The sequence below is a fragment of the Streptomyces sp. NPDC111802 genome, assembly GCF_055634335.1.
Genome location: NZ_JBVKCZ010000065.1, coordinates 14187 through 28427, shown reverse-complemented (window position 1 = coordinate 28427; position 14241 = coordinate 14187). Strand labels below are relative to the sequence as shown.

The window sequence follows — 14241 nt, the reverse complement described above, 5'->3', positions numbered from 1 at the left end:
CGCCCCCGCAGGCGCCTCCGGCACCTTCTGCCTCTCGTCTCGGCCCATCGCACACCTCCGTGATCAAGGTGTTGCGACGACCAGTTGAATCCGCCTTGGCTTCCCGCATCCGAATGATGAACCAGCCCCGGTCCAGCGGGAGTTCCGGCGCGGTCACGGCGCCACAACGCCATGTCGAGAGCGTCGAGGACGAGCTTGGCCCGCTTGCTGATGGCTGCGGACCAGCCCACGATCGCCCGGGAGAACACGTCCACGACGAACTCGACGTAGACGATCCCGGACCAGGTGGATCTTCCCGCGCCGGGCGCCTTGGAGGCCGAGGTCGCGCATCAGCCGGGCGACCGTGCAGCGGGCCGCCGGTATGCCTTCACGGTGCAGCTGCCGCCAGACCTTCCGCACTCCGTAGACACTGAAGTTTTCCGTGTGGACGCGGCTGATATGAGTCTTCAGCTCCGCATCTCGCACCACCCGGGTGCTGGGGGTGCGGTTCTTGGCGGCGTAGTAGGTTCTCGTTGCGATCTTCAGTCCGTGGCCGGTCAGGACTCGGCAGATCGGCTCGACTCCGAACACCTCGCGGTGAGCGTCGATGAACGCTACGACCGTTTCGACGGCCGGTCGAGCTCGGCCGCGAAGAAAGCCGACGCCGCCTTCAAGATCTCATTCGCCCGCCGCAGCTCGGCGTTCTCGGCCCGCAGCCGCTTGATCTCCGCAGCCTCCTCGGACATCACTCCGGGCCGCTGGCCGGCGTCCACCTCGGCCTTGCGGACCCAGGTCCGCACCGTCTCAGCCGCACCGATGCCCAGCTTCGCCGCGACTGCCTTCATCGCGGCCCACTCAGTCGGGTAGTTCGGACGGATCTCCGCGACCATGCGCACCGCGCGCTCGCGAAGCTCGGGCGGATAGGAAGACGGACGTGCCATGACTCGATCCTCTCAGGGAATCGAGCCTCCATCAGACCCGGAGCGGTTCAGTCTTCACAGCCTGACCCAGCACACCAGGCTCCACCGACGCCTGTCCCTGTCCCTGTCCCTGCACACCAGATCCAGCCGGAACCGAAGCCGCAGAACGGAGCCGGAGCAGCTGCCAACTCGCCACTCTTCACAGCCGAATCCAGCACACCCACACCAGGCTTCGACGACTCCGCCTGGGAGGTCTGCTGCCTCCACTGCTCCAACCCGTGAGCCAACGACGCAGGCGGCGCAGTGTCGGAAGCAGAGCCATCTGCTTCCGCAGGCGTCTGAGCCTCGCCGACCACCACCCCGGCCCCGACCGGCGGCCCGGCACGACCGGAAAACGCGGATACCGGCGCCAGGTCCTGCACTGGCGTCGTGGGCGTGCTGCTTTATGGCCTCCTCCCCGGTGATGTGCAGAGCCCGGTCCGTTGCGGCGATCGGGCAGTTGTTGCCGCCTCAATGTGAGAATCCCGCCCGGGAAGTCCGCGATCGGCACCCTTCCCCTGATGGGTTCGCGGTCGCCCAACACCCCGTGTCCCGGCTGTGCCCGCGCCAGCAAACGGCGCGGGCAGCGGCAAGGGCCGTAAAGTGACACTCCCTCACAGTGTCGTGTCGTCCCATTGGCCGAGCAGGATCGCGCCGAGTCCTTCCGCCTCCGATGTCGTGCCGTCGGGGAGGGGCTGTTCGGTCCAGATGACCTTGCCGGTGCCCGTGTAGCGAGTGCCCCAGCGTTCAGTGAACTGGGCAACCAGGAAGAGTCCGCGCCCGCCCTCGTCAGTGGCCTTCGCCCGGCGCAGCCGGGGTGAAGTGCTGCTGCCGTCAGAGACCTCCAGGATCAGGGTGCCCTCGGAGGAACGGCTGGTCGGCACCGTACGAAGCAGCCGGACGCCAATGGGCTCGGTGCCGTAGCGAATGGCGTTGGTGATCAGCTCGCTGAGAATGAGTTCGGCGGTGAAGGCGAACTGCTCCAAGCCCCACTCCGTAAGCCGACGGGCGCAGGCTGTACGCACCGGGGCCACCGCCGCCGGGTCGCGGGGCACATCCCACTCAGCGACATGCTCGGGACCGAGCCGGCGGGTGCAGGCCACCAGCAGCGCGATGTCATCCCTGGGCCGGTCCGGCAGCATGGCCTCCATCACCGCCGCGCACGTGTCCTCCGGAGTGCGATCGGGCCCTGTCAGAGCGTCACGCAGGGCTTCCAGGCCGACGTCCAGGTCGCGGTGGCGGTCCTCGATCAGGCCGTCGGTGAAGAGAACCAGGCGGGATCCCTCGGGCACGGTCAGCTCGGCGCTCTCGACAGGCAGACCGGCGCCCAGTCCCAGGGGCGGGGAGACGGGCACCTGGGGGAAGGTCACGGTCCCGTCGGGATGGATCACCGCCGGTCCCGGATGGCCCGCGGTGGCAAGGACCAGCTGGCCGGAGGTGGGATCATAGACGGCGTACTGACAGGTTGCCCCAGTGATCATCCCCTGCCCGTCCTCCTCTTCCTCTGCGTCGATCTGGGCCACCAGCTCGTCCAACCGGCCCAGCAACTCTTCCGTAGGCAGGTCCAAGCCTGCGAAGTTGAGAACGGCGGTGCGCAGTCGGCCCATGGTCGCCGCGGCGTGCAGCCCATGGCCGACGACATCACCGACTACCAGCGCCACCCGGGTGCCGGACAGCGGGATGACGTCAAACCAGTCCCCGCCCACTCCGGACTGGGCCGGCAGGTAGCGGTAGGCCGCCTCCAGGGCCGGCTGCTCGGGCAGCCTGCGTGGCAGCAGGCTCTTTTGCAGGGTGACGGCCATGGTGTGTTCGCGGGTGTAGCGGCGGGCATTGTCGATGCACACCGCTGCCCGGGCAGCCAGCTCCTCGGCGAAGGACACGTCCTCGTCCTGGAACGGCATGGAGCCGCCCGCCCGCCAGAAGTCCACCATGCCCAGCACCACGCCGCGGGCCCGCAACGGGACCACGAGCAAGGAGTGGATGCCGTGGTCGAGGATCCGCTGGGCACGTTCGCGGTGCTGGGCCCGCCAGCCGTTGGATGTACTCAGGTCCCCCACCAGAACCGACCGGCCGCTCTCCATCGCCGCGGAGACGGGGTGGCCCGGGACGAACCGGATCAACTCCCCGACGGGGTGAAGGAGATCGTCCGCGTCCAGGCCGGCAACCGCAGTGCGGCGCATCTCGGTCGCCCCCGCGGCCGCGCCGGAGGACCTCTCACCGTGCAGGACCGCATCCAGCAGCTCGACAGTGATGATGTCGGCGAACCGGGGCACCGCCACCTTCGCAAGCTCCTCGGCGGTGCGCTTCACATCGAGCGTGGTGCCGATCCGGACACCGGCGTCATAGAGCAACTCCAACCGTTCGCGCTCCGCCTCGACCCTGCCGGATAAAGTCCACAACTCGGTGGTGTCTCGGAGTGTCACCGCACTGCCGACCGGGCCGCGCGGCGCCGTGAGTCGCTTGCTGACCGCAAGCAGTCGGCTGGCCGCCAGATACACCTCATCAGTTGTGGTGCGGTCGGAGGCCAGCAGATCGGCCAGATCCTCACCCAGCCCCAGATCAGTGACGTGGCGCCGCTCTGCGTCCGTCGGCAGGTCCAGCAGTCGCCGTGCCTCGTCGTTGGCCAGCAGCAGCTGGCCGTCACCGCCGATGATCAGTACCCCTTCCCGCACTGCGTGCAGGACCGCCTCGTGGTGGTCGTACATCCGGGCCATTTCCGCCGGACCCAGGCCATGGGTCCGGCGCCGCAACCGGCGGCTCAGCAGGACCGCTCCCCCTCCAACGACGAGCAGGGCTGTGACAGCGCCGCCGAACAGGACCGGCAGCTGCCGGTTCACCGTGTGTTGTACCTGCTCGAGCGCGACGGGAACGGAGGCGATGGCGCCGACCGAGAAGACGTCAAGGGCCCTGGCGGGGACCGTAGAGATCACGGAAAGCCCTAAGGACCCCTGGAAGATCCTGGTGAATGACTTGCCGGTCGCCTGGTCCGCGTAGGGCCCGATGTTGCGTTTCCCGATCTGATGCGGGTCGCTGGGGGTGGGGGTGGTCCCGTCCAGCCTGTGCACGATGACGGCATCGGTACCCGCAGCCTTCCGGGCGGCCTCGGCACGTGGTTCCAACACCGCGATCGGGTTCGCGCTGTTCAGTGCCGCCACGATTCCCAGGGAGTTCGCGGACATCTGCGCAGCTGTAGTCGTCCCGTTGCCGGGGTCCGCCATGCTCTCGCGTCGAGCCTGCACGACGAGAGCCACCAGCGCAGCGGCGACGAGCAGCACCACGATCGCCAACTGCAGAAGAAAGTCCCGGCCGAGGAGGCTGCGCCGGCTCAGCAGCGAGCGCGGGCGCCGGGCCTGCCCCCCCTGACGAGGCCCACCTTGCTCCTGTCGCCCATGTCGGCCTTGTCCCGGACGAGGATCCCGACCGGGCTCATGAGACCTCCCAGGCGCGTCAGCCACACTCTGCCCGGGTTGACCAGAAACATGATCCATGTCCCCTTTCTATCGCTTTCGCGTCGCTGACCACGAGGTGCGCGAGGCGAGACGGTTCGAACAGCCACGGCAGTGCACCCGGCGCATCCGCCCTGGGATGCAGATCTTCGACAGTGGAGACCAAGCCCCGCCGTCGCCCGCCTTCGGCCGGCACGGGTCTGGCCCTGATCACCGTACGCAACAACGGCTCACAGGAGATCACCTACGGCCTCTCCTCCTTCCGCACCGTGGGCAGCAGCGCACACCGCTGGGTCACCGACGCAGACCCCTACTACCGCACCGCCCGCCAGTACCAACCCCTCTCCGACGCTCCGGTGAACGGCAAGCGGCTGACCCTCACCTTCGGCGCAGACGGACACGAGCCCAGGGGTGCCGGATCCCGTACAGCGAGACCCGCACGACGGGGTGTACGCCGCCTTATGCGCTCTTTGGCGGTACGGCCGCCGGCACCGGTCGTTACACCGGTCAAGACTGATGATCCGATCGGTGAGCTCGCATCGCAGTGGGCAGCCGGGATCCACCGGCCGCTGAGGACCGACGCCGACGGCAAGGGAGGCAACGGATGATGCGCGAGGAGGCCGCCCACCTGCCGAGCAGTGCCACCAGGTGACAGCCCTCTTGCCGCCACATCCGCTGGCCGGTCGAGCGAGCCTTCGCCCCTCAAGTACTGGCCGATCTTCCGTAAGGCCCACTGCCGCCCCAACCGTCAGTGATTGTCAGTCCCGGATCAACAGGATGACTCCGGCAATGACGACTCCGAGGCATAACGCCATGGTTGCGTGGACCAGTCGGCATGCTCGCAGAATTGGCAGGCGGGCGTCACAGGAGACTCGGCCGGGTCCGGTCAGTGACAGGGCCGCCGCCGACGCCAGGATCAGCAGCTCGTACTCCAGACCACCGTCTTTTTCGTTCATGAAGTAGCCACTGCCCCATTTCACAGCGAGAACGTTCAGCATGACGCCCACGATTACGGCGCCGGCGAGCGGAGTGACCAGCCCCAGTGCGAGTCCGAGCCCGCCGATCAACTCGCTGAGCCCGGCCACGACTGCCATCGCCTTGCCCGCCGGATAGCCAGCCGAGTTGAAGAACTCGCCGGTGCAGTCGATACCCCCGCCATCACACCACCCAAAGAGTTTCTGCGCCCCATGTCCGGTCATGGGAATCCCCACAGCCAGGCGGAGGAGGAAGAGAGCGCCGTCATAGGAAACCGGGAGGGCAGGCGGCAGCATCCGGGCCCTCGCAGACTGGATGCCGAGGCGGGTTGGTCAGGCGCCACTTTCGACAACGGCCGAAAGCTGGCTCTGCCAAGATTTCCGTGAAGCCGATCATGCTTCTGGGCGACAGTGATGCTCCGTCACACTCGTCGTGAGGAGCGGGAGTTACTCGCGGTCAATACCGCGAGCCACTACAGGACGTCCGCGTGGGTCAGGCCGGCAGGTCATCAACGGGATGGTCTGCAAGATCCGGACCGGGATCTCCCGGCGTGACCTGCCGGAACGTTACGCCGTGGCAGACCGCGCCGTACCGCTGGGGGGCGGGTTTCCAGGCACAGGCTTCCCCATACGGCAATTGCGCGGCGCCCGTGTGCAAACAGCGCCGCGATGCCGGTGGAGTCCATGAACGGCACCCAGGCCAGGCTGGGTTCGCAGTGCTGATCCTTCAACGGGCCCCGGGGCCGCGGCCAGTTGGGGGCGGCCTCATGTCCAGTTCGCCCAAGACCCGTTACCAGAACCACATACCCAACGTCGACCATCTCAACGGTCAACAAAGGTGATGTGACCGGGCCGTACGCAAAGAGCGCATATCGATGTCGGCCGTCTCGTTTCGGCAGAGGGGGAGGCTCCTCCGCCGCCGGTACCGCACGACGCGGGTGTGCGACCCAGTAGGGGTACCGCGCCCTCTGAACGACGAGAACGAAGCCACACCGCTTGTGCTTCCAGCGCTCAAACAGTCGCGCAGAACGCTCCCCATGGGCGATCCGCGACGACGGCTCCCCAGAGACTGAAGCGACCGACAACCCGATATATGAAATCCATCCGGGTGACGCCGGACGCCGACATAGCAGGCCTCAGCGCTGGAGTGGCTGACCACCACGCACAGCCAGGCGAATGCACGAGGCAAGGCTCGTGGATCCCTCCCCAGCGTGGCGTGACCTGGGATTCTTCAGATCGTTCCTTCTTGCGGAGTCCGGTCCGAGACATGGCAGTCGCCGCAGCCAGCGGGCCTTCGGCTGCCGAGTGCCCTCCCGGAAAGCAGCGGCAGTCCACAGACCAGCGCCCCCAATGAGCCTGCCCCCGCTACGAATCCTCGAGAGTCGCTGCTCATGACGCCTGCGCCAGGCATCCGCCACCAGCGGGTCAGCCTCCGGCTCCACGTTGCACTGGACACGGCCGTCCAAGCGGAGGGCGAGACAGTCGGGGGCCTCGAAGCGGTGAATGTCGTCACGTCTGACGGCCTGTTTGCGCCGGACATTGCCGGGTTCGGGGTCTCCGAGGCAACGCGTGGCGGTACGTGGACGCATCCCTTGAGGTCCTGGGCCGCCTAGGCACCCGGCCTGCACGAAGCCCCCGTCGCTCTGGACGAGGGGGACTTCGTGATCGTCGACGGCACCCTGATCCCGGGCGACGCCCATGGGCCTGACCGTCGCCCGCGTCCACGGCATCGTCAAAGCGCCTGTCTCACTAGGCGGATCCTCATCCTGGCCGACCGCGCCTACCACGGCGCCGGCGCCGCGGTACGCAACCCCTACTACCACCGCCATGAACAGCCCAAGCACTACCAGCAGTACAACCGGAACCACGCTCGCCTGCGCCGCCCCGGCGAACGCTCTACCCGCCGCATCAGCCGCACCGTCCAAGCCATCCACACCCTCTTGACCTGCGGCTATTCAGGATGAAAGAGGTTGAATGTGGCGGTCGTCGCGTGAGGCGATGGGCAGGGGGTGTTCAACCGCCTGATGTCAATGACCAAGCTCGTCCTCACCCTTGAGAGTCACCCGGTGAAGAAGCTCATTGACGCAGCTGGCAAGTATGCCAAGCTCGTCCCTGAAGAAGAAGCCATGCCTCACACCATTACGGTGTGAGGCATGGCAGCTAACGGACGTGGTCTAGTAGCTGTAAGGGCCGCTGGAGTAGCCACCCGCATCGGGCGAGTAGCCCTGCTGCGGCGCCTGACTCCCACCACCCTGCTGCTGGTTGGGATCCCAGCTGGTGTACTGAGCCTGTGCCTGCTGCTGCTCCGGCTGCAAGCCGTACTGCTGCGGCTGTGCCTGCGCCTGATACTGCGCCTGCTGGTCCGCCGAACCCTGCTGGATCTGCTGACCCGAGGCATCGCTCGGGGTTGTGGCCGGAGCACTTGCACCAGCGGCAGACCCATTCCACAGGTTGGCCCAGTTGGTGTTCCCCTGCCAGGCACCCGAACCACCCTGCACGGTGCCCGGAGTACCCCCGCTTGTGCCCGAGCCCATACCATCCGCGGAAGCGCTGCCTGCCGTACCGTCCGGGGCAGACGTGCTGCCGACACCTGTCGACGAACCACCCAGGGCCGTACCCGTAGCCGAACCATCCGTACCGCTCATGGCAGTACTACCTGCCATACTGCCGACGGCGGTATGGCCCGCGCCACCGGTCGCAGCGTCACCCATACCCGTGCCAGTCGTCGCAGCCGCAGTACCGGTAACAGCATCACCCGTGGCCAACCCACCTCCGGTAGCTGCACCCGTGGCAGTACCCGAAACGGTCGCCGCATCACCGGTCACGGTGCCCACACCACTACCCGCACCGCCGCCAACAGCAGAGGCAGCGCCAGCGCTGCCGCCAGTACCTAAGCCACTCGTACTGCCGATGGCACCAGAAGCACTGCCCGTACCACCCTCGGCGGTGTGCTGTGAGAGCTTCGCAGCGTCGGCAGCCTGAGGCTGACTAGAGCCTTCACCAGAAGGCAACTGGCCCTGCTGACCGCCCATCACACCAGTTTGCGCCGCAGCACCAGACTGCTGGGGACTTGCCTGAGCCGTCGACTGATTATCAGTATTGGCCGTTGCCGTGGCAAAAGCACTCCCACCCGTGGCCGACTGCGAACCAGTCAGACCAGACGCCTGCTTCAACGCATCCGTCTGCTGGCCCAAGGCAGGAGTCGTGGCCGTACCCGGAGCGCTCGCACCCGTGGCAGCGCCCGTACCAGTCGTGACAGAGGCGGTGCCGGGACCGTTACCCGTGCCACCCGTGCCAGCAGGAGTGCCTGAAATACCAGAAGCAGCACCGCTAATGGAATCACCCGCCGGATTCATGGAACCGGAGCCACTGGGGCTGTTCGACGGCGTAGCAGCCGCCACTGCGGCATCCTCCAAGGCGGAACCCCCAGCCTTATGAGCAGCCGAGCCCAGCAAGCCGCCCGTGGAAGCAGAACCGGCTGTTCCAGCGGTGCTGGAAGCATCCGCAGCACGCTTGGTCAGATCCCCGACGCCCTGCGAGCTTTGGGCGCCTGCGGTGGTTGAGGTGTTTGCTGCCGACTGGCCGCCGGAGCTCGCCTGCTGACCGTTCTGGAAGGTCTGCTGCCTCCACTTGTTCCACCAGTCGGCCGACGGCGCGGCAGGCCCAGTGACCTCCGATCCTGGCGCTGGCAAGGCACCATCCGCCCGCTGACTCGCGGCCTTACCGCTCTGCCCGACCAGAGCCGCAAACCCATGCCCTGGCACGGCACCACCCGGCTGCGCAGCGGGCTTTGCCTGCAGACCCACGGCAGCCGCGGCCGGTACACCAGCGACACCCGCACCCTCCTTCGCCGTCTTCGCCGCACCCTGCTGACCCAAGGCACCAGACGACGACTGCAACCCATACGGCTGCGAACCTGCATTGCGGCCCTCAGAAACACCCGCTCCGGAATGCCCATCAGCCGCAGCCGAACCACCCGGAGCCGTAGAGGCCACTCCACTAGCAACAGGGCTCTGCTGAGCCCCTGAGCCGCCTTGCTGCTGACTTAACCAGCTCTGTTGAGACTGCTGCCCGGACTGTGTCTGCAGATGCGACTGCAGCTCCTGGGTGCCAAACCCGCTCTGCGATTTAGCCGTGAGCCCACCCGGCTGCTGCTGTATCTCCGGCGAACTTATCGACGCCGCGCTTGGCCTGTCTTTTCGGGCCACTGCCTCGGCGAACTTTCCGTTGTCAGCGGTCCCGGTCTGCTTACCGAGACCGGAGCCGCTGGTATCGGCGGTGCCGGTACCAGAACTGTTGCCGGAGCGAGAGGCCGAGACACTCTCCGGAAACGGCTTGTCGGTGCTTCGCTTTCCGCGGCCACTGCCGCCGCCGCTGCCGTCGAAATGGGGGTTGGGGTTGCCAAAATTGTCCCTTGACTCGTTCCCGGACAAGCCCAACCACGGTAGCCCAGTCAGCTGTGGATGATACGGTCGCCCCTGCCAACCCGGCGGGACAGGGTTACTTTCATTCTTCGGAAGGTAGGATTCAATACCGCTGGGCGAGGCATGCCAGAACTGATTCGGAGAGCTATTGAATTCCTTCACGAGTTTTCCATGTTGCGTATGAACTTGTAGGGACACTGTGCGCGCCAAACTGTCCTCCAAAGCCACTGATTGGAGTCAAGTAGGAGTCCATAAAGTTCTGATTATAGACCTTGGTATGGCCTCCTGGAGGGACTTCGGTCATCTTGTAAGACTGGCCATTAATTTTCATCCATATTTGCCTGCCTTCCCCCAAGGCAGGGGGGAGGGTTTTCGCACCCCATAAGATTTCAACACCGCCTTTGAGTAGCTTGCCGGCCTTCAGGGCGCCAGCGCCCATTCCGGCGCCAGTGGCAAACGAAGCGACATCGACTCCGAGGTCGGCGAGATTGGCCCATAGCCGCTTATCCGCGGAGACGTATAGATTTTTGTTGGTGCTGTTGAAGAAGTTAATCCCCTGGTTTGCAAATGGCCTTGCCCCTTTCAAGTAGTCCTCTGCGCCAGTGTCGCTCAGATTTTTGTCGACCTCGTCCGACGCTTTATTGTAGGCCCGCTCCCAATCCGTGAGAGCACTAGCCGGCGCTGCGCTGGCCGCACCGACCCCCACTGCAGCTGCAATGGACAGGCCCGCAACCGTATAGCGATTCGCCACCAAAATTGAGCCTTCACGCACCTTCTTGTGGCGTGCCAGTAATATGCCTCCTTGTAGATCAAAATGGGCTGTACAGCCAATAAGGCACGATCATCCGATGCCTTGATGTTTCTCCCACAGGAAATGGGATCCCCGTTTCCTCTACGTTGGCGCATACGACGGGAGCGTCACGTATGTCAATCGACCCACAAAACGCATCGCGGAGGAGAGCGTTACGAATCCTGTGGCCGGTCCGACAGGAAGGACATGACGCTTAGGCGGCTAGGCGGAGCATGGCTGTCACGTGCCGCGGACCATGTCCCTGGGCAGCCGGTGGCATAGCCGGTATCTCGGTCCGGACGGATGATGTCTGGACGCTCAGGAAGGGCGCCGATCAGGTCGCGAGCGGGCCGCCGCGGTGGCAGCTATGGGACCGATTGCGGATCTCCTGTTCCTCGCGGCAGCCTGCGTATCACAGGGCAAATCCGTATAGGGGTGGCGGGCGCGATTCTCCGAAGCCGTACCTCTCCCCCTACGACATCAGGGTGTCGTCGTGCATGGCCTGTTCAGCCGGTTATCTACTGCACTGGCCCGAGGGCGATGCACATGGGATAGCGGCTCCAGAATGCGACTCCTGTCACATGACCTAGTGCGAGCGTGAACAGCACCTCGGGGTACTTTCCATTCGCCGATTACACCTTTGTGTTGAGCTGAACAAAATAGTGTGTACGCCCCAGTCGTTCTTATCCGGTTCCTGCCAGGGCGGAGATCACATCCGCTTTTACGTAACGAATCGCGCATCCGGTTGGAGATGACGTCGGCGGTTTCATGTGCTCTGCTTGTTGACGGCTCGTCTTACAAGGGTGGAAGGGAAGTGGCGGCCCTGTCATCCCTCCAGCCGGAGTAGGGCGTGCTCACGAGCAGACTGGATTCAGTGAATGCCGCAAGTCCCTGGGGAGGGTACGGACATGGGCGAGTCGGGCCAGTGCGAGATGTGCGGCAAAGACCTGCGTAGCGAATCGCTCGCAGGCGGCCGGGGCTGCAGGTCCAGTGGGCGGGCTGCTCGGTACTGTTCGGGTGCTTGCCGGCAGCGTGCCTTCCGCCGACGCCGGGCCGCTTCGAAGGCTCCAGCGCAGTTGGCTGCCTTCGGCCAGGAAGACGAAGGCGGTGCTGCATCGGAGGGCGGTTCGCTGCGTGTGCCGCGACTGCCCGACGCCCTGGACTCATTCGTGGGCCGGGAAAGAGAACTCACCGACATAGGGGCGATGTTGCGCCGGCGGAGCACCCGACTGCTGACCCTCACCGGAGCGGGCGGGGTCGGCAAGACCAGGCTGGCCCTGGAGTACGCCCGGCAGGGTCCGGCGGGCGGGATACCGGTGCTGGTGGAGCTGGCGGGCCTCGCGGAGGGCGCCGACCCGGCGCAGGCCGTTGCTTCCGCCTTGGGTTTGAGGGAGCGCGACCGGTGCACAAGTGCTGAGGCTCTGGCCCATGCGCTCGGTGGGCACCGCATTCTGCTGCTGGTGGACAACTGTGAGCACGTGATAGATGGTTGCGCGCGCCTGATCGCGTTCCTGCTGGAACGCTGCCCCGGACTACGGGTACTGGCCACCTCCCGGGAAGCGCTGCGGATACCCGGCGAATTGTTGGTGCGCATGGGCCCGCTCGGCCTGGGTCCGAGCACGGGCGGGTCATCTGGCATCAAGCAGCCGGGCACACTTGATGCATCGGATGCCGTCCGACTCTTCGTGGACCGGGCCACGGCAAGCGCACCCGGTCTTCGCATGACGGGGGAGGACGCCGCCACGATCGGGGAGATCTGCCGCCGACTGGACGGCATGCCGCTGGCGATCGAACTGGCCGCCCGCCGCACCGCCAACCTGCCTCTCAAAACCATGCTCGCCGGGCTGGACGACCAACTGGCCCTGCTCACCGGCGGCAGCCGCACCGGACCCGCCCGCCACCTCGACCTCACCGCCACCATCGACTGGAGCCACCGCCTCCTACAAGAGCCTGAAAGGGCGCTGCTACGTCGTGTGTCCGTCCTACGGGGCGGCTTCGACCCGGACGCGGTTGCCGCCGTCGCCGCGGACGGCCCCGACGGAGTCCTCCCCGCCCGCCGCATCCTGCCCCTCCTGCTGGACCTGGAAGCCAAGTCCCTCCTCGTCCGCACCCGGGCCTCATCCGCGCCCGGTGACCTCAGCTCCCCCGCCGGCCAGGCAGAGATCCCGGCCGCGGGCCGCGATCCGAACCGACTGGCGAGCCCGGTACGGTTCCGCCTGCTGGAAGCCGTCCGCGCATATGCGCTGGAGCGCCTTGAAGACTCTGGCGAGGCTAAAGAGACAGAGCGCCGGGCCCTGGCATGGCTGGCCGGCCTCGTCGAGAAGACGCCGGAGGAGATCTACACGTTTGACGCGCTCGGTCCCGCCCTGGCCGAGCAGGACAACCTCGCCGCCGTCATCGCCGCCGCGCCGGGCCCGGCCGGCACCCCAGGCGGTCCACCGCCCGTGCTCGCGCTGGCCCTGGCCCGCGTCTACTACTACCAGGACCAGCTGACCGCAGCCCGCATCCTCCTCGATGCCGGTCCCGACTGGCCGGACCACAGCCTCCAGACCGCCAGGATGGCCCTTGCCTCTCGCATCAGTGCCCGGCAGGGCGACATCCGGGCCGCCCTCCACTACGGCGACCACGCCATGACACTGGCCCACTCCCTGAACCACCCCGCAGCGCTCGCATGCGCTCTCCAAGCGCGTGCCGGTGCCGGGATGGGCAGACGCGAATACTCCCAGGCAGTGACGGACTACCGCGCCTTGGCCGACACCCTGGCCACATTGGACCGTCCCGTGGAAGCTGCAGTAGCCAGGGGAGACCTTGCATGGGCATTGCTGGCGGACCACCAGCCGACCGAGGCGGACACCCTCATGGCCAGCTGTCTGCCCGTGCTGCGCAGACACGCGCCGTCCGCAGTACTGTCCCATGCTCTGCACACCGCAGGCGCTGTCCGTCTCGCGCTCGAGGACTGGCTGTCCGCCCACAACCTGTTCACCAAGGCCCTGCGCACCATGCCCGTCGCGCAAATCACGCTCAACGCAGCTGAGGGATTGGCCGCGGTCGCCGCAGCACGAGGCGAGCACCGGCGCGCCGTCCGCCTGTTCACCGCCGCCGCCCGAACCCAGACCCTTCTGGAGAGCGATTCCGAACCCTGCTGGCAGGAACAGATCGCTCCCTTCCGGGCCGCTGCCGCCGCCGCGCTGCCCCGAAGCGCCCATTCGTCTGCTCAAGCTTCCGGACGAAAGCTGTCCTGGGCACAGCTGGTGACCTACGCACTCGGCAAAACCCAGCCCACCCTCCCCAACGACAGCCCAACCGGCCCCATTGGGCCACTGACGGCCCGCGAAAGAACCGTCGCCGAACTCGTCACACAAGGACTCACCAACCGCCAGATCAGCACCAGGCTCAACCTTTCACCTCGCACCATCGCCACCCACCTCGACCGCATCCGCGACAAACTCGATCTCCGCACCCGAGCACAAATCACCCACTGGCTCACCACACAACACACCACCCGCAACTGACGCCGTCACCTCCGCCGACCAGCCGACCACCTGCGTCAAGGGCCTGGCATTCGCCCCGGCTTCGTCCGGCGGCCAAGCCCTTTGCCTCACCACAAGTCACCCGTAATGAATACGGCGTAGGCATTCCCGCAAGTAACGACGTCAGCCAGGCCTGCGG

Annotated in this window: 7 protein-coding genes, 3 pseudogenes and 1 other annotated feature; of the genes and pseudogenes, 4 read left to right on the top strand and 6 right to left on the bottom strand. The window is 66.3% G+C overall.

Annotation, left to right across the window (positions count from 1 at the left end; all coding sequences use genetic code 11):
• From ACZ7NC_RS40685 to ACZ7NC_RS40675, 3 genes and pseudogenes are all read right to left on the bottom strand, one after another.
• Nucleotides 1-275, bottom strand: a 275-nt coding sequence (locus tag ACZ7NC_RS40685; protein WP_471496488.1) for a DDE-type integrase/transposase/recombinase, incomplete at its 3' end; no start/stop codon positions are given.
• 16 nt (nt 276-291) lie between these two features.
• Nucleotides 292-920: pseudogene (locus ACZ7NC_RS40680) on the bottom strand (IS3 family transposase); the annotation flags it as partial.
• Nucleotides 511-639 (bottom strand) — a sequence feature (AL1L pseudoknot). It overlaps the preceding pseudogene by 129 nt.
• Nucleotides 921-1552: 632 nt before the next feature.
• Nucleotides 1553-4426 (bottom strand): SpoIIE family protein phosphatase, encoded by a 2874-nt coding sequence (locus ACZ7NC_RS40675; protein ID WP_471496486.1) that lies wholly within the window; start codon nt 4424-4426, stop codon nt 1553-1555.
• Nucleotides 4427-4539: 113 nt separating this feature from the next.
• Here ACZ7NC_RS40675 and ACZ7NC_RS40670 point away from each other — a divergent pair, with 113 nt between their 5' ends.
• The gene (locus ACZ7NC_RS40670; RefSeq protein ID WP_471496484.1) at nt 4540-4992 is read left to right on the top strand and encodes a hypothetical protein; all 453 of its coding nucleotides are present in this window, start codon (nt 4540-4542) and stop codon (nt 4990-4992) included.
• Between the two features lie 150 nt (nt 4993-5142).
• Here ACZ7NC_RS40670 and ACZ7NC_RS40665 read toward each other — a convergent pair whose 3' ends face one another.
• The gene (locus ACZ7NC_RS40665) at nt 5143-5583 is read right to left on the bottom strand and encodes a DoxX family protein (protein WP_471496482.1); all 441 of its coding nucleotides are present in this window, start codon (nt 5581-5583) and stop codon (nt 5143-5145) included.
• A gap of 1316 nt (nt 5584-6899) precedes the next feature.
• Between ACZ7NC_RS40665 and ACZ7NC_RS40660 the strand changes: the two are divergent.
• Both ACZ7NC_RS40660 and ACZ7NC_RS40655 read left to right on the top strand, forming a co-directional pair.
• A pseudogene (locus tag ACZ7NC_RS40660) lies at nt 6900-7043 on the top strand (IS5/IS1182 family transposase); the annotation flags it as partial.
• A 51-nt stretch (nt 7044-7094) separates the two neighbouring features.
• Nucleotides 7095-7322: pseudogene (locus tag ACZ7NC_RS40655) on the top strand (IS5/IS1182 family transposase); the annotation flags it as partial.
• A 210-nt stretch (nt 7323-7532) separates the two neighbouring features.
• On the opposite strand, the gene ACZ7NC_RS40650 reads toward ACZ7NC_RS40655, so the two are convergent.
• Nucleotides 7533-7856 carry a hypothetical protein gene (locus ACZ7NC_RS40650; RefSeq protein ID WP_471496480.1) on the bottom strand — a complete coding sequence of 108 codons (324 nt, stop codon included), beginning with the start codon at nt 7854-7856 and terminating at the stop codon, nt 7533-7535.
• Nucleotides 7857-9927: 2071 nt separating this feature from the next.
• A complete protein-coding gene (locus tag ACZ7NC_RS40645; RefSeq protein WP_471496477.1) occupies nt 9928-10533 on the bottom strand; it encodes a hypothetical protein in 606 nt (201 codons plus the stop codon).
• Between the two features lie 1115 nt (nt 10534-11648).
• Between ACZ7NC_RS40645 and ACZ7NC_RS40640 the strand changes: the two genes are divergently transcribed.
• A complete protein-coding gene (locus ACZ7NC_RS40640) occupies nt 11649-14084 on the top strand; it encodes an ATP-binding protein (protein ID WP_471496474.1) in 2436 nt (811 codons plus the stop codon).
• Nucleotides 14085-14241 lie beyond the last annotated feature (157 nt).

Coding starts and splice junctions, on each gene's coding strand:
- ACZ7NC_RS40675 (WP_471496486.1), bottom strand. CDS start 4,426: ATGGATCATGTTTCTGGTCAACCCGGGCAGAGTGTGGCTGACGCGCCT.
- ACZ7NC_RS40665 (WP_471496482.1), bottom strand. CDS start 5,583: ATGACCGGACATGGGGCGCAGAAACTCTTTGGGTGGTGTGATGGCGGG.